The organism is Terrisphaera buseokensis, assembly GCF_047521145.2.
Classification (GTDB): domain Bacteria; phylum Verrucomicrobiota; class Verrucomicrobiia; order Opitutales; family Opitutaceae; genus ER46.
Genome location: NZ_CM134186.1, coordinates 5,173,753 through 5,194,269, shown reverse-complemented (window position 1 = coordinate 5,194,269; position 20,517 = coordinate 5,173,753). Strand labels below are relative to the sequence as shown.

Genomic DNA, 20,517 nt, shown 5'->3' with positions numbered 1-20,517 from the left:
TCCCCATGAAACTCTCCCGGTGGACGGTGGCGGCACTCGCGGCGTTCGGTGCCCTGACGGCGCGCGCGAAAACCTTTGATCTGGCGACGGCGACGGTGCTCGACGTGCAGGACGCCATGACGGCGGGCGCGCTCACGTCCGAGAAACTCACGCAGCTCTATCTGGCGCGCATCGCCGCGTACGATCAGGCCGGCCCCAAGCTCAACACGATCATCACGCTCAACCCGAAGGCGCTCGAGACCGCCCGCGCCCTCGACGCCGAGCGCAAGGCGAAGGGCCCGCGCAGTCCGTTGCACGGCGTGCCGATTGTACTGAAGGACAACTTCGACACGGCCGACCTGCCGACCACCGGCGGTTCGCGTGCGCTCAAGGGCACAGTCGCGCCCGATGACGCCTTCACCGTGGCGCGCCTGCGCGCCGCCGGCGCAATCATCCTCGCCAAGGCGAACCTTGATGAGTTCGCCCGCGGCTCCACCGGCACGAGTTCGCTCGGCGGCCAGACGCTCGATCCCTACGTGCTCGACAAGATTCCCGGCGGCTCCAGCGCCGGCACCGGATCGGGTGTCGCCGCCGTGTTCGCCCAGATGGGCACGGGCACCGAAACCGGCTCCTCGATCCGCAGCCCGTCGAGCAACAACAACCTCGTCGGCATCTCGCCGAGCGAGGGCCTGGTCAGTCGCGACGGCATCATTCCGATTTCGTTCACCCTCGATCGCGGCGGACCGATGGCGCGCAACGTCACCGACGCCGCCGCCATGCTCCACGCGATGGCCGGCATGGATCCCGCCGATCTCACCACCAAGCGCGCGGCCGGCAAGAAGCCCGCCGGCGGTTATCTCTCAGCGTTGAAAAAGGACGCGCTGAAAGGCGCGCGCATCGGCGTGCTGCGTGATCTCGCCACGCCCGGTGCCGACTACACGGCCAACCTCGCGGTGTTCGACGCCGCCGTGGCCGACTTGAAGAAGGCCGGCGCCATCCTCGTCGATCCGGTTTCCACCGGCACCGACTTCCAAGCGGTGCTGCGCGACGTGAACATGAGCGATCCGGAATACAAATACGGCCTGAACGCGTATTTCGCGACGCGCGGTGCCACGATTCCGGTGAAGACGCTCACCGATCTGATCGCGAACGGCGGCTATCTCGGCCGGCTCAAGGACAACTACATCAAGTGCGACGCGTTTGGCTTCATGGATGTGAATGCCGACTACCTGGCCCGGCTTGAGGGCCGCGAGGTCGTGCGCCGTGTGATCAACGAGCTCATGGATCGCTACGCGCTCGACGCGCTCGTCTATCCGCACCGGCTGCGCGCCGTGCCGACGATTGCCGACGCCGCGCCCGACAACGGCAACGCCGTCGTCCCGCCCGAACGCAGCGAATTGACCCGCGCCGGCGGTTCCGCGCGCCTGAGCACGGTGACCGGGCACCCGACGGTCATTGTCCCCGCCGGCTTCACGCCCGATGGCATGCCACTGGGGATCGAATTCTTCGGCCGGCTCTTCACCGAGGCCAAGCTCATCGGTCTCGCCTACGCCTACGAACAGGCGGCGACGCACCGCAAGCTGCCTGCCGTGACCCCGCCTCTCGCCGGCGAAAAATTCGACTACTGAAATGGGCCGCTTTCCCACTAAAACCGTCGTCGTCGGCGTCGTGGTTCTCGGCTGCGGTGCGTTTGCCGCCATCAAGGTCTGGCCGCGCGCGAACGCACCGGCGAAGGACGTTGCCGCGACCAAAAAGGAAAAGGGCAAGGGCTCGTCTGCCTCCGCGCCGCTGCGGGTGTCGGCCGTGACGATCGTGCCCGGTCCGCTCGCCGAAGTCATCAGCTCGACTGGCACGCTGCGCGCCGAGGAGGGCGTGGAACTCCAGGCAGAGGTCAACGGCAAGATCGTGTCGGTGCACATCGTCGAGGGCGCCCGCGTGCGGAAGGGCGACCTACTCGTGAAACTCAACGACGCCGACCTCCGCGCCACGCTCCAGCGCGCAGCTTGGCGGAAGGAACTCGCCGAACTCAAGGAGCGGCGCCTCGCGCGCTTGCTCGAAAGCGCGAGCGTGAAGCAGGAGGACTATGATAGCGCGTTGAACGAAGTGAACGTGCAACGCGCCGAGGTGGCGCTGACCGAGGCGCAGATCGCCAAGACGGAAATTCGCGCGCCGTTCGACGGCGTGGTCGGGCTGCGTTTCGTGAGCGAGGGCGCGTTCGTGAACGCCACCACGCGCGTCGCGACGCTGCAGAATCTCGATCGCATCAAAATCGATTTCTCGGTGCCGGAGCGCTACGCGGGCCGCGTCCCGAAGGCGGCGCCCATTGCGTTCACCGTGCCCGGGATGGAGCAGAAGGTGATCGGTACCATCATTGCGATTGAGCCGCGCATCGACACCGGCACGCGCACGCTGCAGTTGCGGGCCGTGGCCGCCAATCCCGACGGCCGCCTCCTGCCGGGCGGTTTCGCCAACATCGAGCTCACGCTCTCATCGATTCCCGACGCGATCCAGGTGCCCGCCGCGGCGGTCGTTCCCGGCGTAAACGACAAGAATGTCTTCGTGATCGTCAACGGCGCGGCCGTGCGCCGCACTGTGCAGACCGGCACGCGCAGCCAGACCGCGGTGCACATTCTCGATGGCCTCAAGCCGGGTGACGTCGTGATCACCTCGGGCTTGCAACAGATGCGCGCAGGACTGCCGGTGGTGGTGGCGGATCTCGCCGTGCCGGCCGCTGCTCTGGCCGTGGCAGGCGGAAAGAAAAAGCCCGCGGATGCCACCACGACCGGGGCTTCGGCGAAGGCGGACTAATCCCCATGGATCTCGCGGCTCTTTCCATTCGTCGGCCGGTGCTGACGCTCGTGCTGTCGCTGCTCATCACGCTCTTCGGCGTCATCGGCTTCATGGGTCTGGGCGTGCGCGAGTACCCGGCGGTTGATCCGCCCACGCTCTCGATCTCCACGAGTTATCCGGGTGCGGCGGCCGAGGTGGTCGAGGCGCAAATCACCTCGCCGATCGAGGAAGCCGTAAATTCGGTGGCGGGCATTCGCACGCTGATGGCGACGAGCCGAGAAGGCACGAGCCAGATCACGGCGGAGTTCACGCTGGAAACCAATCTGGATACGGCGGCCAGTGACGTTCGCGACCAGCTTTCACGCGCGGCGCGCAATCTGCCGCCCGACGCGAATCCGCCGATCCTCATCAAGTCGAATGCCGACTCGAGTCCGATCTTCGGCCTCGCGATTCGCAGCGAGCGGCGCTCGCAGCTCGAACTCTCGGCCATCGCTGACCTGCTCAAGGAACGCCTGCAGACCGTGCCCGGTGTCGCAGCGGTGGATCAGCCGGCGGAGAAGCGTTACGCGATGCGCCTGTGGATCGATCCCGATCGGCTCGCGGCCTGCGGGCTGACGCCGCTCGACATCCGGCAGGCGCTCACGCGGGAGAACGTCGAACTTCCTTCGGGCCGGATCGAGGGCGAAGCCGTCGAACTCCCAGTGAAGACGCTCTCACGGCTGAACACCGCGGAGGAATTCAACAACATCGTCATCCGCCGCAGCGAGGATCGGCTCGTGCGCTTTCGCGACGTCGGCTATGCCGAGCTCGGGGCGTTGAACGAGCGCGGCGCGCTGAAGATCGGGCGCACGCCGATCGCAGGTTTGTATTTCCGCACTCAACCCGGCGCCAACCAGATCGAGATCGTCGATGAGCTGACGCGGCGGCTCGAGCAGATCAAACGCGAGGTACCGGCGGATGTGCAGGTTGAGGTCGCGTATGACAACACCCGTTACGTGCGTCGGTCGCTGCTCGAGGTGGAGGAAACCATCCTCGTGGCGTTCGGGCTCGTGCTGCTCGTCGTCTTCGCCTTCTTCCGCGAATGGCGCACGACGCTGATTCCCGTCCTGGCGATTCCCGTTTCCATCATCGGTTCGTTTGCGGTGATGAAAGCGGCGGGGTTCTCGATCAACGTCCTCACGCTGCTCGGCGTGGTGCTTGCGATCGGCCTCGTCGTCGACGACGCCATCGTCGTCCTCGAGAACATCTACTCAAAGATCGAACGCGGCGTTCCGCCCCTGCAGGCTGGCGTTGAGGGCACGCGCGAGATCTTCGGCGCGGTCGTCGCCACGACCGTCGTGCTGGCGGTGGTGTTTCTCCCGCTGCTTTTCATGGGCGGTCTCTCCGGACGGCTGTTCCGCGAGTTCGGCGTGACGATCGCCGGCGCGGTTTTGATTTCGGCGGTGGTGGCGCTGACCCTCACGCCGATGCTGAGCGCGCGGTTGCTCAAGGCCCACGCGGGGCATGGCTGGCTGTTTCGTGTCACCGAGCCCTTTTTCACCGCGCTGGAACGCGGTTATGGCACTTCGCTGGCTGGTTTTCTCCGGCAGCGTTGGCTGGCGGTTGTGGTGCTGCTCGCGGCGATTGCCGGCATCGGCTACGGCATGCGGGCGCTGCCGCGCGAACTGTCGCCGCTCGAGGACCGCGGCCGGATTTGGGTTCGCGCCACGGGACCCGAGGGCGCGGGCTTCGATTACATGGCGGCCTTCATGGACGATCTGGCAATCGCGGTGGCCGACAAGGTGCCGGAGTCGCCAATGATGATGACGCAGGTGCCGGGTTCGGGCGGCGCGCCCGGCGCGCAGGGCGTGGTGAACAGCGGTTTCATCCGCGTCTTTCTCGCCGACAAGGAGGAGCGCACGCGCACGCAGCAGCAGATTGCCGACGTCCTGCAACCCCTGGCCCGCCAGTTTGCCGGTGCGCGGGTCAATGTCACGCAGGACGCCAGCATTGGTGAGCGCCGTGCCGGCGTGAGCGGCGTGCAGTTCGTGATTCAGGCGGCTGATCTCGACGTGCTGCGCGAGAAGCTGCCGGGCTTCCTCGAGGAAGTGCGGAAGAGCCCGGTGTTTTCGTTTGTCGACAGCGATCTGAAGTTCAACAAGCCCGAGCTGCGGTTGAGCATCAACCGTGACAAGGCGCAGACGCTCGGCGTGAGTGCGCTCGACATCGCGCAGACCCTGCAGGCCACGCTGAGCGGCCAGCGGTTCGGCTATTTCATTCTCAGCGGCAAGCAGTACGAGGTCATCGGTCAGACGACGCGCGACTTCCGGGCCCGTCCCGGCGACCTCGGCAATCTTTCCGTCCGCGCTGCGACCGGTGAACTCGTGCGGTTGGACAATCTCGTCTCGGTCGAGGAACGCAGCGCTCCGCCCGAGTTGTATCGGTACAACCGATATGCCGCCGCGACGGTGTCGGGCACGCTCGCGACGGGCCGGACGATGGGCGAGGGCATTGCGGTCTTCCGCGCCGCCGCGCCGCTCACGCTCGACGAGCGTTGCACGACGGCGCTCTCCGGTGCGGCGCGTGATTTCGTCGAGAGCTCATCGTCGCTCGGCTGGGTGTTCGCGCTGGCGCTCGTGTTGATCTATCTCGTGCTCGCGGCGCAGTTCGAAAGTTTCCGCGCGCCCTTCGTGATTCTCTTCACCGTCCCGCTCGCGGTCGCCGGTGCCGTCGGGGCGCTGTGGTGGTTCGGCCAGACGTTGAACATCTTCTCGCAGATTGGCCTCATCATGCTGATCGGATTGGTGACGAAGAACGGCATCCTCATCGTTGAGTTCGCGAATCAACGGCTCGAGGCGTGTGGCGGCGACGCCCGGCGCGCGGCGCAGGAAGCCGCGGTCGCCCGGTTGCGGCCGATCCTCATGACGTCACTAGCCACCATTCTCGGCATCGTGCCGATTGCGCTCGCGTTGGGCGCGGGTGCGGAGAGTCGGGTGTCGATGGGCATTGCGGTCATTGGCGGCCTCGCGATCGGCACCGCGCTCGCGATCTATGTCATTCCGGCGGTCTACGTGATGTGTTCACCGCGCGCCGCGCCGAAGCGCGAAGCACCGCTGCATCCCGAGGGACTCGCGGCGGCTGAGCTGGCGAAGTGATTGTGTGCAGCGTTTCGCCGCTCGCTTTCGGACGCTGGTCAGTTGTGGCTCCGAGCGCCAGCGAGGGGCCGGACGGTAACCGCGGCATTCGGTCGCCACAATTCACTCGGACACTCCCTTGAGCTCCGACGACAGGATGGGGCAGGATATAAAAAAGACCGGGCGAACTTTGCCCGGTCTCGTCCGACTCACGGTTGAGGAAGCGTAGTCAGTTCCGTGCGACAATCATCGGCCGTGGCAGCGTGAAGTGCTGCTGCAGCCGTTTCACGTGGGCGCGGATGGCGACGAGTTCCTTGTCGGTCGGCTGCGACGGGTTGCTGGCGCGGGGCGGAGCGCCGTGCACTTCGAGGGCTTCGGCGAGGACGCGTTGCGCTTCGTTCTCCGAGAGCGTGCCGGCGTTGACGAAGAGTTCGTCCGGGCAGGCGGCGACGTCGCCCCCGGGCGCCAGTTTGACCACCGGCAGGCCGCTCAACACGGCGAAGCGCAGCGCGCGTTCGGTGCCGGGTGCGAAGACACCGTGCGGTGCACCGACCCCGAGCAGGCCGGCACGATTGCCGGACTGCTGGAGCTGCGCCATCTGCAGGAGAACGCTGAACTCACCAGCGCCCTCCCGCGACGTGTCGCCCGGTGACCAGGCGGCGTTGCGGATTACTCCCACGGCGGGGGCGGCACCGAGGACTGATGGATGAAGTCCCGCGGCGAACAACGCAGCGGCGACGAACAGACCCTTTCTGGAGCGGCCCGGTCGAGCGATTGGCATGGCTCCTTATAGCAACCAGTGTGCCCTGACTGGTCAGATAGACGTGGCATGAACGAATTTCAGGTGAGGCGTGCCTCGCGTGAACCGTGTGGGCACAAAAAAACCGGCCCCGTGAGGGGCCGGTGGGTAAGCAACGGACTGCGGCTAACGCTCAGGCGCGAGGACCGGCCGGCACATCCTTGAGGGCGGCGCGGATTTCCGAGCGCACGGCTTCCGGCTGGCGATCCAGCTGGGCGCGGCAGATATCGAGGACCTTGCGGTGGCTGGCGGCGTTCTGCGCGATCGCGTAACGGACCGCGAGGGTGAGGTCGCGCTCGTTGGTGCCGAGGGCGTTGAGCATCGCGACGACGTGACGGTCATTGCCGCTGGCGAGGAACGCACCCCACTGCAGGCGAAGTGACGATTCGGATACGACGACCGTGTCAGCCACGGGGGCCGGACCGCGGCGGAGGAGGTCGGCAACCTGAATCTGGACGACCTTGTCGTCGTTGGCCGAAAACGTCCGCATCAGCTCGAGGCCCTTCGGGTGACCGGCCTGCCAGGCGGCTGCGGCGAGAATCCGACGGTGCGCCTCGGGGAGACTGGCCGTCTGATCGAGCCACTGGCGGACGCGCTGCGGGTGGGTGGAGAAGATTTCGGTGAAGAAGCCAATCGCCGTCGCCGTGTTGCCCGGCTGTTCGAAGAAGCCGCGGGCGCTCAGCTGGTGAACGGAGGTGAGCAAATCGTCCGGACGGGGATTTTGATAATACTGGTTGAACCACGTTTCAGCGCGCGAGGCCGATTGAACCTCGACCGAGGCGAAGCTGGGGGAAAGCGCGGCGAGCAGACTGCCCGCTGCGAGAATGCATTTCAGGGTTTTCATACGATGGGGATTGGAGTGATTGGACTTTTGCCCCGCACGTTCGTTTGGGGCAGAAGCACTGCTACTCCTCTGCGCGCGAGAGTAAAGCGCCGCATGGCTGAAATGAATTCATGCGCGCACGCAGCCTCATGAATACGCAGTGTGGATACAGCGTTTCAGAGGTAAATCAGAGTTTTTTCCAGACGAACAGTGTAGCAGTTGACGTGCCGTCTTCGCGTTCACGTGGCGGTGTGGCGAGGGAAAGATGGCCGCTGGAATCAAAGCTGTAATATCGCTTGGCGGCCTGGCCGACTTGCGCGGCGTTGAGATTGCCGTCCTGACGGTGAATCACGCAGCCCTCGCCCACGGAGAGTTCCCACCGGCCGAAGTAGCTCGAGAACCCCTCGGCCGAGCCGGCGGCAACGCGACTGCGATCGTTGGTGGAGATCTGCACGGAGAGTCGGCCATTTGCCGTGTAGACCAGTTGGCCGGAGGCGGGCCCGCGCGGGGAGGGTTTGACCACGCCGGTCGCCGCGTTGCGCTCGTCGATGCGGACCAACTGCCACGTCCCGATGAACTGATCCGCGAACGACGTCGCCAGCGGTGGCGTCGTCGGTGGCGCGCGGCGATGATGCGTCGCCTGCTCGTAGGCGTGGGCCAGCGCGAGGAGCGTCGGTTCGCTCCATGGCCGCCCGATGATCTGCAGGCCAGACGGCAGGTTTTCGTACGTGGTGCCCATCGGCACGACCGCGGCGGGCCAGTGGAGACTGGATGCGATCCACGTCGTGACGCCGGTCGGGGTGGTGTTGCGGTCGCCGTTGAGCTTCGGCGGAAAACTCGCAACCGGCAGAATCAGTGCGTCGACCTTCGCTGCGTCCATCGCCGCCAGATAGGCCTGCCGCATCCGGACTTCGTCGGCCTCGAGTTTGCGCACGATCGGGTCGTCCTTCGGCGCGGGCGCTTTGCTCGCGAGGATGAGGCCGTTCTCATGCAGCGGGTGGAATTTCTTCGCGCTGACGACGTCGGCCACGGTCTTGGGAAAGGACGCACTCGTCGTCGCGAGATAGCGTTCGAGCGCGGCCCGCACTTCGCTCTGTGGATGGCTCTGCGAGGGAAACTGATCGAACTCGGGCACGACGAAGGAATCGACGACCTCGACGCCGAGCCTCTTCAAGTCGGCGGCAGCTTGTTCGAACAACGCCACGACCTGTGGATCCGAGCGGTTCGCGGGAAACGCCTGGCGCAGGATGCCGACGCGTTTGCCGCGGGCCGCGCCGGGCTGGAGCGACGCCGTGTAGGTCGGTGGGATTTTGCCCTCGGCACCCGCCGTGGCGGGGTCGGCCGGATCGACGCCGGCGATGACGTCAAGCAACCGAGCGAGATCCGCGACCGTGCGGGCCATTGGGCCGGCGGTGTCGCGGGCGTCGTAAAGTCCGACCATGCCGGCGCGGGAAACGAGCGCCCAACTGGGCCGCAGGCCGGCGAGCGCATTGTTCGACGAGGGATTGCGAATGGAACCGAGGGTGTCGGAACCGAGGCCGACGACGCCGAAGCTGGCCGCGAGCCCCGAGCCCGTGCCGCCGGAGGATCCGCCGGTCGCATGCGCCAGATTGTACGGATTGCGCGCAAAGCCCGGGAGCACGGAGTTGATGTTGTCGAGTCCGCCGCGGGCCCATTCCGACATTGTGGTCTTGGCGAGAATGATCGCACCGGCCGCCCGGAGTTTGGCGACCGCGGTGGAATCCTTGGCCGGTATCCAGCCGATCAATGCGACTGAGCCTCCGGTGGTCTGGACGCCTGCGACGTCGTAGTTGTCCTTCACCAGGACGGGAATCCCGTGCAGCGGACCGGCGAGCCGGCCGGTGGCTTTGTACGCGACGTCCAGCGCCTCGGCGTCCGCGAGCGCGGTGGCATTCACCGTGATGATGGCGCCCAGCGCGGGACCACGCTGGTCGTACGCGGCGATGCGATCCAGGTGCGCTTGCGTCACCTCGCGTGCGGTCGTCAGGCCGGCGCGATACGCGGCGTGAATGTGTTCGATGGTCGCTTCCTCGACAGGGAAGTTGGCCGCTAACGCCAAGTTCGCGCCGCTCAGCGCGATCACCGACAGCGCTGCGAACGCCGACAACCGAACGTGTAAGGATGGAACGAGACGCATCAACGAGAACTCGCGCTCAATGTGGCCGCGGGCGGCCCGAGCGGCGGGACGGTGGGTGCCGGGCGGCGGTGACGCGTCGCCTGCTCATAAGCGAAGGCGTAACCGATGATGCGCGCCTCATCCCAGGCCCGGCCGAGAATCTGCAGGCCCACCGGCAGATTGGCGCCGAGGTATCCGCTCGGGACGGACAGCGCGGGCCATTGCAGCGTGCTGCCGACAAAGGTCAGGCTGCTGCCGAGGCCGGTGACCGCACCCGGAGCCGCGGTTGCGCCTGCGGGCACGGGCTTCGGGGTGTCGGTCATGAGCTGGGTGTTGCGGTCGCCGTTGACGACGGGAAGTTGCGCCCAGGTGGGAAAGATGACGGCGTCGATCCGCCCCGCGTTCATCGCCGCGGTAAAAGCGACGCGGTAGGCTTCCTCAACTTCGAGCCCCTTGAGCGTCGCCGGATCCGTCTCAACCGGGCCGGCCGCGGCGTACGATTCCAACGCGGTCTGATGGAGCGGATGCGCCAGTCGCGAGTCGGCCATGGCCTGGGGCGTCGGATAGGGAATGCCGGGATGATCCGCGAGGAACTTGATCATGTCCGCCTTGCGCCGGGCCGGCGTCTGCGGAGCGCGGGGCAGTCCTTCAATCGCGGATACGGTGAAGGGATCGATGATTTCGGCGCCGGCGGCTTTCAGTTCGGCGAGCGTCGCCTCGAAATGCGCGAGTATCCGGGGATCGGTGACCTTGGCGGTGAACACCTGGCGCAGGACGCCGAGCCGCGCGCCTTTCAGGGCGTCGCGTTTGAGCGCGGCGGTGTAGGTGGGAGCGATGTGATCGGTGGCGCGCAGCGTGGCGGGATCGGCGGGATCGGTCCCGACGATGGCGTCGAGAAGGACGGCCAAATCGGTGACCGTGCGCGTCATCGGACCGCCCGTGTCGCGAATGCTGTTGTTCGGCTGGATGCCGGTGCGCGACACCAGGCCGACGGTGGGACGCAATCCGACGAGCGCGCAGTGGGCGGCCGGCATGCGGATCGAGCCACCGGTGTCAGTGCCGATGCCGACGAGGGCGAAATTGGCGGCAATGCTGGCGCCAGTCCCGCCGGAGGAGCCGCCGGTGGCGTAGGCGGTGTTATAGGGATTGCGCGCGAATCCCGGCAGCACGGAATTGATATTGTCGCCGCCGCCGTTGGTGAATTCGGAGAGCGAGGCCTTGCCGAGGATGATGCCGCCGGCGGCCTTGATCTTCGCGACGAGCGGGGCGTCCGTGGGCGGCGCGTAGTTTTTCCAGCCTTGAAAGCCCGAGGTCATCGGCATGCCGGTGGCATCGATGCAATCCTTCACGAGCACAGGGACGCCGTGCAGCGGCCCGGTGAGCTTTCCGGTCGCGCGAAGGCGGGCGTCAAGCGCGTCCGCCTCGTCCAAGGCGCGCGGATTCAGATTGATGATGGAGTTGAGGTGCGGCCCCTGCTGATCGTAGGCGGCGATGCGGGCGAGATACGCCGAAACGATTTCGCGCGCGCTCACTTCGCCGCGGAGATAGGCCGACTGAATGCCTGCGACCGTGGCCTCCTCCACGGGATAGAAGGTTGCCGCGGGATCAAGCGGCCGCGCTAATACGGAGAACGGGAGCCACACTGCCGACACCACAGCCAGGAAGTGTCGTCTCATCAGTATTCCCGTTCTCCGTAGAAGGTGCGGCGGTTGAGCCAAAGGTTTCAAACGGGCGGCATCTGCCAGCCACCGCTCCGGGCTTCGAGAAATGAAGCCACGGCGAGACAGATGTCCTCGCGCCAAGGCGCGCAGACAATCTGGAGGCCGATCGGCAGTCGGCCATCACTCGAACTGCCGCAGCGAACGACGACGGATGGCCAGCCGGTGCTGTTGAACGCGCCGGTGTACGGCCAGCCACTGCCGGGAGCGCCAAACGTGCTGGCGGCGGACGGGTCCACGTCGATCGGTTGCGCGGGCTTTGCTGCGACGGGACAGATGAAGACATCGTAGGCCTTCATCCAGCCGAGCATCTGGGATTTCGTTTCGTCAGCCTTCTCCCACGCATCGACGTACTCGGCGCTGGTGATGGCGGACATGCGCGACATGCGGTCCTTCACGGACGGCGAAAAGTTCTTCGTGCCATGCTTGTCGACGAGCCGGCGGTAAAACGCCCACGCATCACCGCCGGTCAGTTTGGTACGGGCGGCGGCGAGTTCGTTGAGAATTTCCTTCGGATGATCCTCCTTGATCATCGCCACGGCGGACTCGAGCCACTTCGCGGCCTGGCGGACGGTCTGCTTCGTGTCGTCACTCGTCATGGCCGCGGGTAGCGTGGCTCCGTTGTCGGCGCAGAACGCGACGCGCAGTTTCTTCAAGTCGACGGATGCGGGATCGGTCCACGGCACGGGGGCGCACGCGGCGTCCTTGAAGTCGGGCCCGGCCAGCAACGGCGTGATCAACGTCAGGTCCTCGACGCGGCGCGTCATCGGCCCGAGTTGTTGCCACAGATCGAATACGCCACCGAAGTCGACAATGTGGCCGGTGCGCGGGAGGCGGACACTCGTGGGCTTGATGCCGGCGATGCCGTTGTTGTGCGCCGGTCCCCGAATCGAGCCGCCCCAGTCGGAACCGATGTCGAACGCCGCACCGCCTGCGGCCACGATTGCACCGGCGCCGCCGGAGGAACCGGAGGTCGACCGCGTGAGGTCGTACGGATTGTGCGAGCCGCCGAAGAGCAGATTGCTCGCCGTGCTGATGCCGGCCAGGCCACCGAGGGTGAATTCCGGTGTGTTCGTCTTGCCGAGGAGAATCGCGCCATGCTTGCGGGCGCGGGCCACGACGGTGGCGTCCTTCTTCGGCACGAACGTCTGGCGGCCCATCGTGCCACCGGTGGAGACCACGCCCTCGGTGTCGAGCGAGTCCTTGATCGTCATCGGCACGCCGTGCAGTGCGCCAACGAACTCGCCCTTCGCCGCCTTCTCATCGAGCGCTTTCGCCTCAATCAGCGCGCGGTCGTAGCAGTTCGTGACGACGGCGTTGAGTTTGTGGTTCACCGCGATCTGGCGCTTCATGTACGCCTCGACCGCTTCGGTCGCGGAGATTTTCTTGGCGCGGATCTGGGCGGCGAGTTTCGTCGCCGACATCGCAATGATCTCGTCGCCGCCGCCGGTGGCGGCGCGAGTGGAGGGAGCAATCGCGGCAGGTGTCGCGACCGCCGCCGAGAGCAGGCCCGTGCGATGGAGGAACGCGCGGCGCGTGGTGAGCGTAGGACGTGCGGTGCTCATGCTTGGGTCCTTTCCGAGGCGAATGACGGTTTCTTGAAACCACCCGATTTGGCTTCGACCAGGCTGAGCGCAGCGAGGACGACGTCGTCACGCCACGGTTGCGCCACAATCTGGATGCCGAGCGGCAATCCCGGATCGGCGGTTGAGGTGCCGGCCCGAACGACACCCGCCGGCCAGCCGGTGGTGTTGTACTGGCTGGTGTAGCTCGAACGGCTGCGGGCCTCGCGTCCACCGGGTTGCTCATAGTCGAGTGGAATAGGCGCGCGCTGGCTGGCCGGGCAGACGATGAGATCGTAGCCCTCGAACCAGCTGAGCTGCTCGGAGCGAATCGCATCCATCTCTTCACAGAGCCGCGTGAATTCGGAACTCGGCAGGATGTCGCCTTCGACCCGCAGGCCAGGTGACGCCTGAAGCGTCCCGTGTTTCTTCAGCAGTCGGCGAATGTGATCGCGGCCGTTGGCGCCCTCGAATTTCTGCCGGGTCTCCGCCAGTTCCCTCATCTTCGGCGGCTTCGCGTCGGTGACGACGCAGCCCAGGGCCGAGAAGTATCCGACGCACTGATTCACCAGCGCCTGCACTTCGGGCGTCGGATCCATCATGCCGTTCGTCGTGTAGAACGCGACGCGCAGGCCCTTGAGATCCACCTTTGCCGGATCGCCCAGCGGCACCGGCGCCATCGCCGCGTCGGACCAGTCGGGTCCGGAAAGAATCGGCATCAGCAAAGTGAGATCTTCGACGCGACGCGCGAGCGGACCGGTTTCCTGGAACGAATCGAACGCGCCGCCGTAGCCGACGATGTGGCCGGTGCGCGGGACGCGGCCGAGCGTGGGCTTGATGCCCGCGATGCCATTGGCGTAGGCCGGGCCGCGGATCGAGCCGCCGTAGTCGGAGCCGATGTCAAAGTGCGCGCCGCCCGCCGCAACGATCGCGCCGGCGCCGCCGGAGGAACCACTCGGCTGATATTGGGTGTGATGCGGATTCCGCGTGACGCCGTGGATGAGATTGAGCGTGCCCTTGCCGCCGCCACCGAGCGTGAACTCCGGCGTGTTGGATTTGCCGAGGAGGATCGCGCCGGCGGCGCGTGCGCGGGCGACGACGGTGGCGTCGCTGCCGGGCACGTAGGTCTTGCGGCCCAGCGTGCCGCCGGTGCTGACGACGCCCGCGGTATCAAACGAATCCTTGATCGTCATCGGCACGCCGTGCAGCGCGCCTTTGAGTTTGCCCTTGGCCAGCGCGGCGTCGGCTTCGGCCGCTTCCATCAGCGCGCGCTCGCGGCACATGAACACCACGGCGTTCAGCTTCGGGTTCACCTCGTCGATTCGCTTGTAGCAGAGCGTGACCGCCTCCGTCGCGGAGATCTTCTTCGCCCGGATCAGCGCGGCGAGTTTCGTCGCGCTCATGAAGAGCGGATCGTCCGTGGCGTCGGTCGACGCCAGGAACGCCCCCGCGGACGTATCCGCAGCCTTGAGACGCGCGATCAGGGAGGAGGCGACGAAGGCTGCGGCCGTGCCGTAGCCGGCACTGCGAATAAAAGCGCGACGCGAAGGCGGCGCGCCGCGGGAGACGGGTCCCGGGAGCGGTGAGTTCATGGCGGACGAGGGGAGTGATTGGCGGTTCTCACCGAGCAGGAGCGATGCCACAAAAATGCGCGCGTCGGCTTTGCGTGGAATCGCGCGAAGGAGTTCACCTCAATTAATTCGGGATCATTTCCGCCTTAACTGAAACGGCTGCGAGGTGGCGCGAAAAGGTCGGCGCGAGCGAGGGAGGTGATGCCGCTTGTGGTTGGTCGTCTGGCTCAACTCCTGCATCGCCGGCTGCACCCGCCGCCGTTGGCGGGCGCACGCGCGGGTCACCACTGGCTGCGCGCGTTAACGCCAATGACATCGTCCTCCGTGCTTCGAAATCACTCGGAAACCGGGCCTCACCGCCGTCGGTTTTCCTTCGGAGCGCGCCCGCTCCTGCTGGGTGCGATCCTGCTTAGTCAAACCGCAGCGCTCCGCGCCAGTAGTGCGCCCGCAGCGTTTCCAATCGAGGAGGCGACCATCGCCGACATTCATCGCGCCATCGAGAGCAAGCAGCTCACCGCGGTGGCGCTCGTGAAGCGCTACCTCGCCCGCATCAAGGCCTACAACGGCCATGCGGTGGAAATGCCCGAGGGCATTCTCGGCAAGGTGAAAACCATTCCGCACGCCGGACAGATTAACGCGCTCAGCACCCTCAATCTGCGGCCGGCCACGCGGCGCGCCTGGGGCTTTGACGACACGAAGGCCCGCAGTCTCACCGATGCGGTCGACGCGGATCCGAAGATGCCCGACGCGCTGGAGGTCGCGGCGGAGCTTGACCGGACGTTTGCCGCGACCGGGAAACTCGTCGGTCCGCTGCATGGCGTGGTGATGGCGATTAAGGATCAGTATGATACGTTTGATCTGAGGACGACCGCGGGCGCCGATGTGGCGTACGCCAACGATCGGCCGCCGGTGGACGCTGATTTTGTGACGCGGCTGCGCGCCGCGGGTGCCATCATCCTGGCGAAGTCCAATCTGGGTGAATACGCGTCCGGCATTCCGCGAAGTTCATTCGGCGGCGTGTTTGTGAATCCTTACGACACCGAGCGCAGTCCGATGGGCTCGAGCTCCGGTTCGGGCTCCGCGGTCGCGGCGAATCTCGTGACCTGCGCGATCGGTGAGGAGACGGGTACGTCGATTCGCGGACCTGCCTCGTACAACAATCTCGTCGGCATTGCGGGCACGCAGGAGTTGGTCAGCCGTCACGGCATGATCGGCGCCGGCACGAACACCCGGACGGGCCCGATCTGCCGCACGGTCGAGGACGCCGCTCGCATTCTCACCGTCATCGCCGGTTACGACCCGAAGGACGAGATGACCGCCTTCAGCCTCGGGCGGCTGCCGGAGCAGCCGTACGAAACGTTCGCGCGGGAGAAGAGTCTCAAGGGCCTGCGCATCGGCGTGGTGCGGGAATACATGGACAAGTCGAAGTTCACGAAGGCCGACGAGGAGAACATCGACATCGTCGACCGCGCGATCGCGGATCTCAGGAAGCTCGGGGCCGACGTTGTGGAGCCCGGTCCCGAGGGTCTGTTCACGCCGTACATCCGCCGGTACTACCCACAGGTGCAGAACGCATATTACACCCGAAAATATCCGCAGCAGTTTCCTCTCAACGCGGCGGGCAAGGCCGCGGCGGATCACGTGTCGACGCTTGTTGCGATGTCGCTCGATCCCGCCCAGGTGCCCGAGATGCTCACCATTCGCGACCTCGGCCAGGCACGCGCCGAGGGCGAGAGCAAGTTCATGCTGCTCCGCTATCTCAAGCTGCGCGGCGATGCGAACGTCCAGTCGATCAGCGATCTCATGACGAAGGCGAAATTCTTCGACGATGTCCGCTTTGGCAGTCGCCGGAGCAGCCTGGAGTCCAACGAAAAATCCCAGGTGCTCGACACCGCCGTGCGCATGCAGCGTCGTTTCGCCGTGCAACAGATCGTGCTCGCGTGCATGGCGGAGCTGAAACTCGACGCCGTCGTTTATCCGACCAACAACCTGCCGCCGCCGAAACTCGGGACGCCGCCTGAGCCGAATGTTAACGGCCGAAACGCGGTGTGGAGTTTCCTCGGTGGCCAGGGTTTTCCGACGATCACGGTGCCCGCCGGATTCACCACTCAGGTGTACGACCGCGTGGAGGATGCGACCCAGCCGTTGCCGCCGGCACCGGCTGAGGGCGAGTATGTGGCGAGTTCCTGGCGCGTCGGTTCGCGCTTGGTGGGACCCGTCGCTGCGCGGCTGCCGGTCGGGCTCGACGTACTGGCCCGACCTTTCGGCGAGCCGGTGATGCTGCGCATCGCCTCAGCCTATGAGGCCGCCACCCACCACCGCTCACCGCCGCCCGACTTCGGACCGCTCAAGGGGAACGGCATGGCGGGACAGTGACTCCGGAGGTTCTCCTTGCGGAGAACCTCAGTTGAAAGTTGAGGGGTGAAAGTTGAAAGACCAATCACCAGAGGCCGAGCAGCGAACGGTTACTAGGATGTCCTGAATGCACCCAGTGTACCTCTGGTCTTTCAACTTTCACCCTTCAACTTTCAACTCCGTTCCTGCCGACTCAGTGCGTGTCAAAGACCGCCTGATACGCTTTGAGTTTTTCCTTGGTGGCGGCGAGTTCGGCGGGAGTCGGAGCGGTGGGATCCTTGGCCGGGGGCAGGGCGCCAAATTTGAGGAGGCAGGCCATGAGTAGGATCCGGGATTTGGTGGCGGTGAGATTGGTGGACTCGATGCGCAGGTTGTCCGGGCTCGCCTGCATGTAGCCGTTCGAATCGCCGCGAGCAGCCTGCACGACGGGAATGCCGCTGAGCACGACGCGATCGAGCGCGGCCTCCACCGGTGCGATCGAACTGCCGTACGGCGCCAGGCCTTCGCTCACCAGTCCGGCGGGCATCGGACGGCCGACGATCGCGTCGAGTCGGGCGAGGATTTCGACTTGGGACGAGGCGTCGCGCGCCGTGTCGTTGTCGGTTTGCCAGCGGGCCGACTTCACGATCGTCACGGCGGGAATCGCGGCCGGCAGCAGGTTTCCCTCCGCATCTTTCGTCGCGAACGGTACGGTGGTGAGTCCGCCCTCGGTGCGCGCCACGACCGCGACGGTCGCGGGCAGTTGCGTGAGACGCACGTCGGACCGATGCGTGCTTTTGCGTACCGGCAGAAACGTGAGCTTCGGACCGTAGTCCGTCGTACCGACGATGCCGCCGAAACCGCCGGTCACGACGTAGCCGCCGGGCCGGGCGTCGCCCTTCTGCACTTCGCGGGCGTTGTAGATTACCTGATCCATGATCGTGACGGCCCCGACCCGGTCGCGGCCGGCGGTGTCGCGCCACACGCCCGACGTGATGTAGCCAATCGAATCGATGATGTTGGCGTCTCCGTCCGCGCTGACGAGTCCGCGGGCGCGCTGCGCTGAGTTGCCGACGATGGGCTTGGCGGTGTCGATCAGTAGGCCGAGCCAGTAGACCGTATCCTCGATGCTGGGACTGCCTTCGAGCCAGACTGCGCCGGCATACTTGCCGGAGGCGAGGGCGCGTTGAACGATGTTGGTGGCGCGGGCGAGATGCGGGCGCGAGGGCGATGAGCCGTAGGGCCCGTAGGTGAAGAAGTCTTCGCCGAGTTTTTCCGCGACAATGTCGCCGTCGCCCGCATCCGTGCGGGCCGCGGCCGGCAGTCCCTGCGTATAGCCACCGGACGGCGCGGGCCGGTAGAAATCGAAATCGGCCTTCTCATAAATCCGGCCCCCGGCGCGTTCGATTTCCTCAAGGATGCGCGCGGCGTTCGGATAGAAGGTCTGACGCGATTGCGTGAACGGTGCGCCGCGTCGCGCGGTGGTGGAGTCCCACGCGGAGCCATCGGCTTGGCGGCCCATGAAGGGCAGAGGGTAGACGCCGTCCTCGGGTTTCAGCGTGACGGCGTATACGGGTTTGTCGGTGGGAGCGCGCCGGGTCTTCGCAAACGAACCGTCCGGGGCGACGTAGCCGTCGGGCGCCGCGTACAGTTTCGCCGCGTCCGATTCGAGCGGGTGCGCCGTGAATTGTTCGACGTACACCGTGACGGGTGCCGCGACGCGTTGCGGGTAAAGTTCATCAAACGTGAGCGGCTTGCCGTCCGCGCCGTTGAGCAGCGGCAGCCCGGCGGCTGCGCGCGCCTTGTTGCTCGTGACGAGCGGCCGGGAGTTTTGAATCGTGGCCGTTGGGCCGGAGAAGACGGCGATGCGCGGCTTGGCGTCGGCGGCGAAGAGTGACGTTGCGAGACTGAGGGCGGCGCAAAGGAGGCGGAATGACGTGGGCGTGATCACGGTGAAAGTGTGAATGGCGGAGGGAGGGATTTCTTTTTGGGACCGCGACCGCCCCCGGTCGCCTTCGGTTCGGAAGCGACCGGGGGCGGTCGCGGTCCCAGGGCAAAATGGCAGGATTCTCAGTAATCGAACTTCTCGCCGGGCAGCGGAGGCGTCGCGGCGGGAAGCTTGCGGTGCGGCGCGGCCTGCTCGTAGCCGAAGGCGACCTGCAGGAGCTTCGCGTCCTCAAAGGCGGCGGCCATGAACTCAATGCCCTCGGGTTCACCGTCGGGCGTGAAGCCGGCGGGCACGGTGATGGCGGGGAGGCCGCAGTAGTCGCTGACGCTCTGACCGGAGGCACCGGGCGGCATCGGCCACGTGCCGGCCTTCGGGAGCGGACCGGAGCGCACCGGATACACGAACGCGTCGAGGTCGAACTTGGCCAGCAGGTCCTCGAGCGTTTTCTTGAGCGCGGCGCGATTCCGGTACTTGCCGGCGTATTCAGAATTCAACTCCATCGCCGGGGCGGCCTCGGACTTGCCGTAGTTTTCCGCCAGCCGCGGATGGAATTTCCCGGAGGCGATCAGGTCCTTGAGCGTGTAGAAGGGCTGGTTCGGGCCGCGCGCGGCGAGGTAGGCGTTGAAGGCGTACTTGTACTCGTAGTTGCCGAGGCTCTGGCCCTGCGTCATCGCCAGCAGATCGGTGCCGGTGGAAACCGGATCGACGATGACGGCACCTTCCTTCTTCAACACTTCGATGGCCTCGAGGATGAGTTTGATATACGGTTCGTGCTCCGGACCGGTCTTGAAAAGATCCCGCAGCACTCCGATGCGTTTGCCCTTCAGCACGCCGGGCTTCAGGAAGCTCTCGTAGGGCGCGGAAGGCGTTTTGCCGATGCTCAGGCGGGTGATCTGATCGTTCGGATCGACGCCCGCCATCACAGTCAGCGACACCGCGAGATCATACACGCTCGCGGCCATCGGGCCGCCGCGGTCCTGGGACATCGAGATCGGCATGATGCCCGCGCGGGAGAGCAGGCCCTCGGTGGCGACCATGCCGGCGATGTTGTTGTCATTCGCCGGATGACGAACCGAGCCGCCGGTTTCGGTGCCGAGTCCGAGCGGGGCGAAAAACGCCGCCAGGCCGGAGCCGGTGCCGGCGCTGGAACCGCCGGGGATCAAGTCGGGCCGGTGCGCGTTCAGCGTCTGTCCACCCAATGAGGATACACCGTTTCCGCCGCGCGCCATCTCGTCCATGTTGGTCTTGGCGATGATGACCGCGCCGGCTTCACGGAGCTTTTTCACCATGAAGGCATCGTGCGCGGTGATGGCGCCCTTGAAACCAATGGAGCCGCCGGTCGTGGGGAGATCGTAGGTGTCGAAGTTGTCCTTCACCAGCACGGGAATGCCGTGCAGCGGCGAACGCGGCCCCTTGGCCTTGCGTTCGGCGTCCAATGCGCGGGCCTCGTCGAGCGCCTTCGGGTTGAGCGCAATGATCGCGTTGAGCTTCGGTCCCGCCTGGTCGTAGGCGGCGATGCGCGCGAGGTAGAGCTGGGTCAGTTTCTCCGAGGTCAGCGCACCAGCGGCGAACGCCGCGTTGATGTCGGCGGTGGTGGCCGTGGTGAGGTTGAAGGACGCGGCCCGGACGGCGTGCGAGACCAGAGCGAGTCCGGTCGTTGCCATGAATACAGTGAGCAGCGGTCGGACGATGTATGAACGCATTTTGTAGGAGAGAGGAAAATGTTTGCAACGGACATCCCGG

At 66.0% G+C, this 20,517-nt stretch carries 12 protein-coding genes; 4 read left to right on the top strand and 8 right to left on the bottom strand.

Features of this window, described 5'->3' with window-relative positions:
• The first annotated feature begins 5 nt into the window (after positions 1-5).
• Genes ACLJEU_RS19465 through ACLJEU_RS19455 form a run of 3 tightly spaced genes read left to right on the top strand, consistent with a single transcriptional unit; the run spans position 6 to position 5,903 of the window.
• On the top strand, positions 6-1,607 hold the full coding sequence (locus tag ACLJEU_RS19465; RefSeq protein WP_414664174.1) for an amidase family protein: 1,602 nt from the start codon (positions 6-8) through the stop codon (positions 1,605-1,607).
• A gap of 1 nt (position 1,608) precedes the next feature.
• On the top strand, positions 1,609-2,787 hold the full coding sequence (locus ACLJEU_RS19460; protein ID WP_414664173.1) for an efflux RND transporter periplasmic adaptor subunit: 1,179 nt from the start codon (positions 1,609-1,611) through the stop codon (positions 2,785-2,787).
• A 5-nt stretch (positions 2,788-2,792) separates the two neighbouring features.
• A complete protein-coding gene (locus ACLJEU_RS19455; RefSeq protein WP_414664172.1) occupies positions 2,793-5,903 on the top strand; it encodes an efflux RND transporter permease subunit in 3,111 nt (1,036 codons plus the stop codon).
• Between the two features lie 208 nt (positions 5,904-6,111).
• On the opposite strand, the gene ACLJEU_RS19450 is transcribed toward ACLJEU_RS19455, so the two are convergent.
• The 6 genes from ACLJEU_RS19450 to ACLJEU_RS19425 form a co-directional block, all read right to left on the bottom strand.
• Positions 6,112-6,663 (bottom strand): hypothetical protein, encoded by a 552-nt coding sequence (locus ACLJEU_RS19450; RefSeq protein ID WP_414664171.1) that lies wholly within the window; start codon positions 6,661-6,663, stop codon positions 6,112-6,114.
• Positions 6,664-6,814: 151 nt separating this feature from the next.
• Positions 6,815-7,525, bottom strand: coding sequence for a hypothetical protein (locus ACLJEU_RS19445; RefSeq protein ID WP_414664170.1), 711 nt, complete (start codon positions 7,523-7,525; stop codon positions 6,815-6,817).
• 166 nt (positions 7,526-7,691) lie between these two features.
• Positions 7,692-9,632 carry an amidase family protein gene (locus ACLJEU_RS19440; protein WP_414664169.1) on the bottom strand — a complete coding sequence of 647 codons (1,941 nt, stop codon included), beginning with the start codon at positions 9,630-9,632 and terminating at the stop codon, positions 7,692-7,694.
• Between the two features lie 29 nt (positions 9,633-9,661).
• The gene (locus tag ACLJEU_RS19435) at positions 9,662-11,317 is read right to left on the bottom strand and encodes an amidase family protein (protein ID WP_414664168.1); all 1,656 of its coding nucleotides are present in this window, start codon (positions 11,315-11,317) and stop codon (positions 9,662-9,664) included.
• A 47-nt stretch (positions 11,318-11,364) separates the two neighbouring features.
• On the bottom strand, positions 11,365-12,924 hold the full coding sequence (locus ACLJEU_RS19430) for an amidase (RefSeq protein ID WP_414664167.1): 1,560 nt from the start codon (positions 12,922-12,924) through the stop codon (positions 11,365-11,367).
• Positions 12,921-14,513, bottom strand: coding sequence for an amidase (locus tag ACLJEU_RS19425; protein WP_414664166.1), 1,593 nt, complete (start codon positions 14,511-14,513; stop codon positions 12,921-12,923). The genes ACLJEU_RS19430 and ACLJEU_RS19425 overlap by 4 nt, the downstream gene beginning before the upstream one ends.
• A gap of 288 nt (positions 14,514-14,801) precedes the next feature.
• Here ACLJEU_RS19425 and ACLJEU_RS19420 point away from each other — a divergent pair, with 288 nt between their 5' ends.
• Positions 14,802-16,868, top strand: a complete 2,067-nt coding sequence (locus ACLJEU_RS19420) for an amidase (RefSeq protein ID WP_414664165.1) — start codon at positions 14,802-14,804, stop codon at positions 16,866-16,868.
• Positions 16,869-17,040: 172 nt separating this feature from the next.
• Here ACLJEU_RS19420 and ACLJEU_RS19415 read toward each other — a convergent pair whose 3' ends face one another.
• Entirely contained in the window at positions 17,041-18,777 is a 1,737-nt protein-coding gene (locus ACLJEU_RS19415) for an asparaginase domain-containing protein (RefSeq protein WP_414664164.1), read from the bottom strand.
• Positions 18,778-18,896: 119 nt separating this feature from the next.
• Complete coding sequence (locus ACLJEU_RS19410; RefSeq protein WP_414664163.1) at positions 18,897-20,477, bottom strand: amidase family protein; 1,581 nt, start codon at positions 20,475-20,477, stop codon at positions 18,897-18,899.
• Positions 20,478-20,517 lie beyond the last annotated feature (40 nt).

Excerpts from the sequence above, each read along its gene's own strand:
- ACLJEU_RS19450 (WP_414664171.1), bottom strand. The coding sequence starts at position 6,663 with ATGCCAATCGCTCGACCGGGCCGCTCCAGAAAGGGTCTGTTCGTCGCC.
- ACLJEU_RS19465 (WP_414664174.1), top strand. The coding sequence starts at position 6 with ATGAAACTCTCCCGGTGGACGGTGGCGGCACTCGCGGCGTTCGGTGCC.
- ACLJEU_RS19430 (WP_414664167.1), bottom strand. The coding sequence starts at position 12,924 with ATGAGCACCGCACGTCCTACGCTCACCACGCGCCGCGCGTTCCTCCAT.
- ACLJEU_RS19455 (WP_414664172.1), top strand. The coding sequence starts at position 2,793 with ATGGATCTCGCGGCTCTTTCCATTCGTCGGCCGGTGCTGACGCTCGTG.
- ACLJEU_RS19435 (WP_414664168.1), bottom strand. The coding sequence starts at position 11,317 with ATGAGACGACACTTCCTGGCTGTGGTGTCGGCAGTGTGGCTCCCGTTC.
- ACLJEU_RS19425 (WP_414664166.1), bottom strand. The coding sequence starts at position 14,513 with ATGAACTCACCGCTCCCGGGACCCGTCTCCCGCGGCGCGCCGCCTTCG.
- ACLJEU_RS19460 (WP_414664173.1), top strand. The coding sequence starts at position 1,609 with ATGGGCCGCTTTCCCACTAAAACCGTCGTCGTCGGCGTCGTGGTTCTC.
- ACLJEU_RS19420 (WP_414664165.1), top strand. The coding sequence starts at position 14,802 with ATGACATCGTCCTCCGTGCTTCGAAATCACTCGGAAACCGGGCCTCAC.
- ACLJEU_RS19410 (WP_414664163.1), bottom strand. The coding sequence starts at position 20,477 with ATGCGTTCATACATCGTCCGACCGCTGCTCACTGTATTCATGGCAACG.
- ACLJEU_RS19445 (WP_414664170.1), bottom strand. The coding sequence starts at position 7,525 with ATGAAAACCCTGAAATGCATTCTCGCAGCGGGCAGTCTGCTCGCCGCG.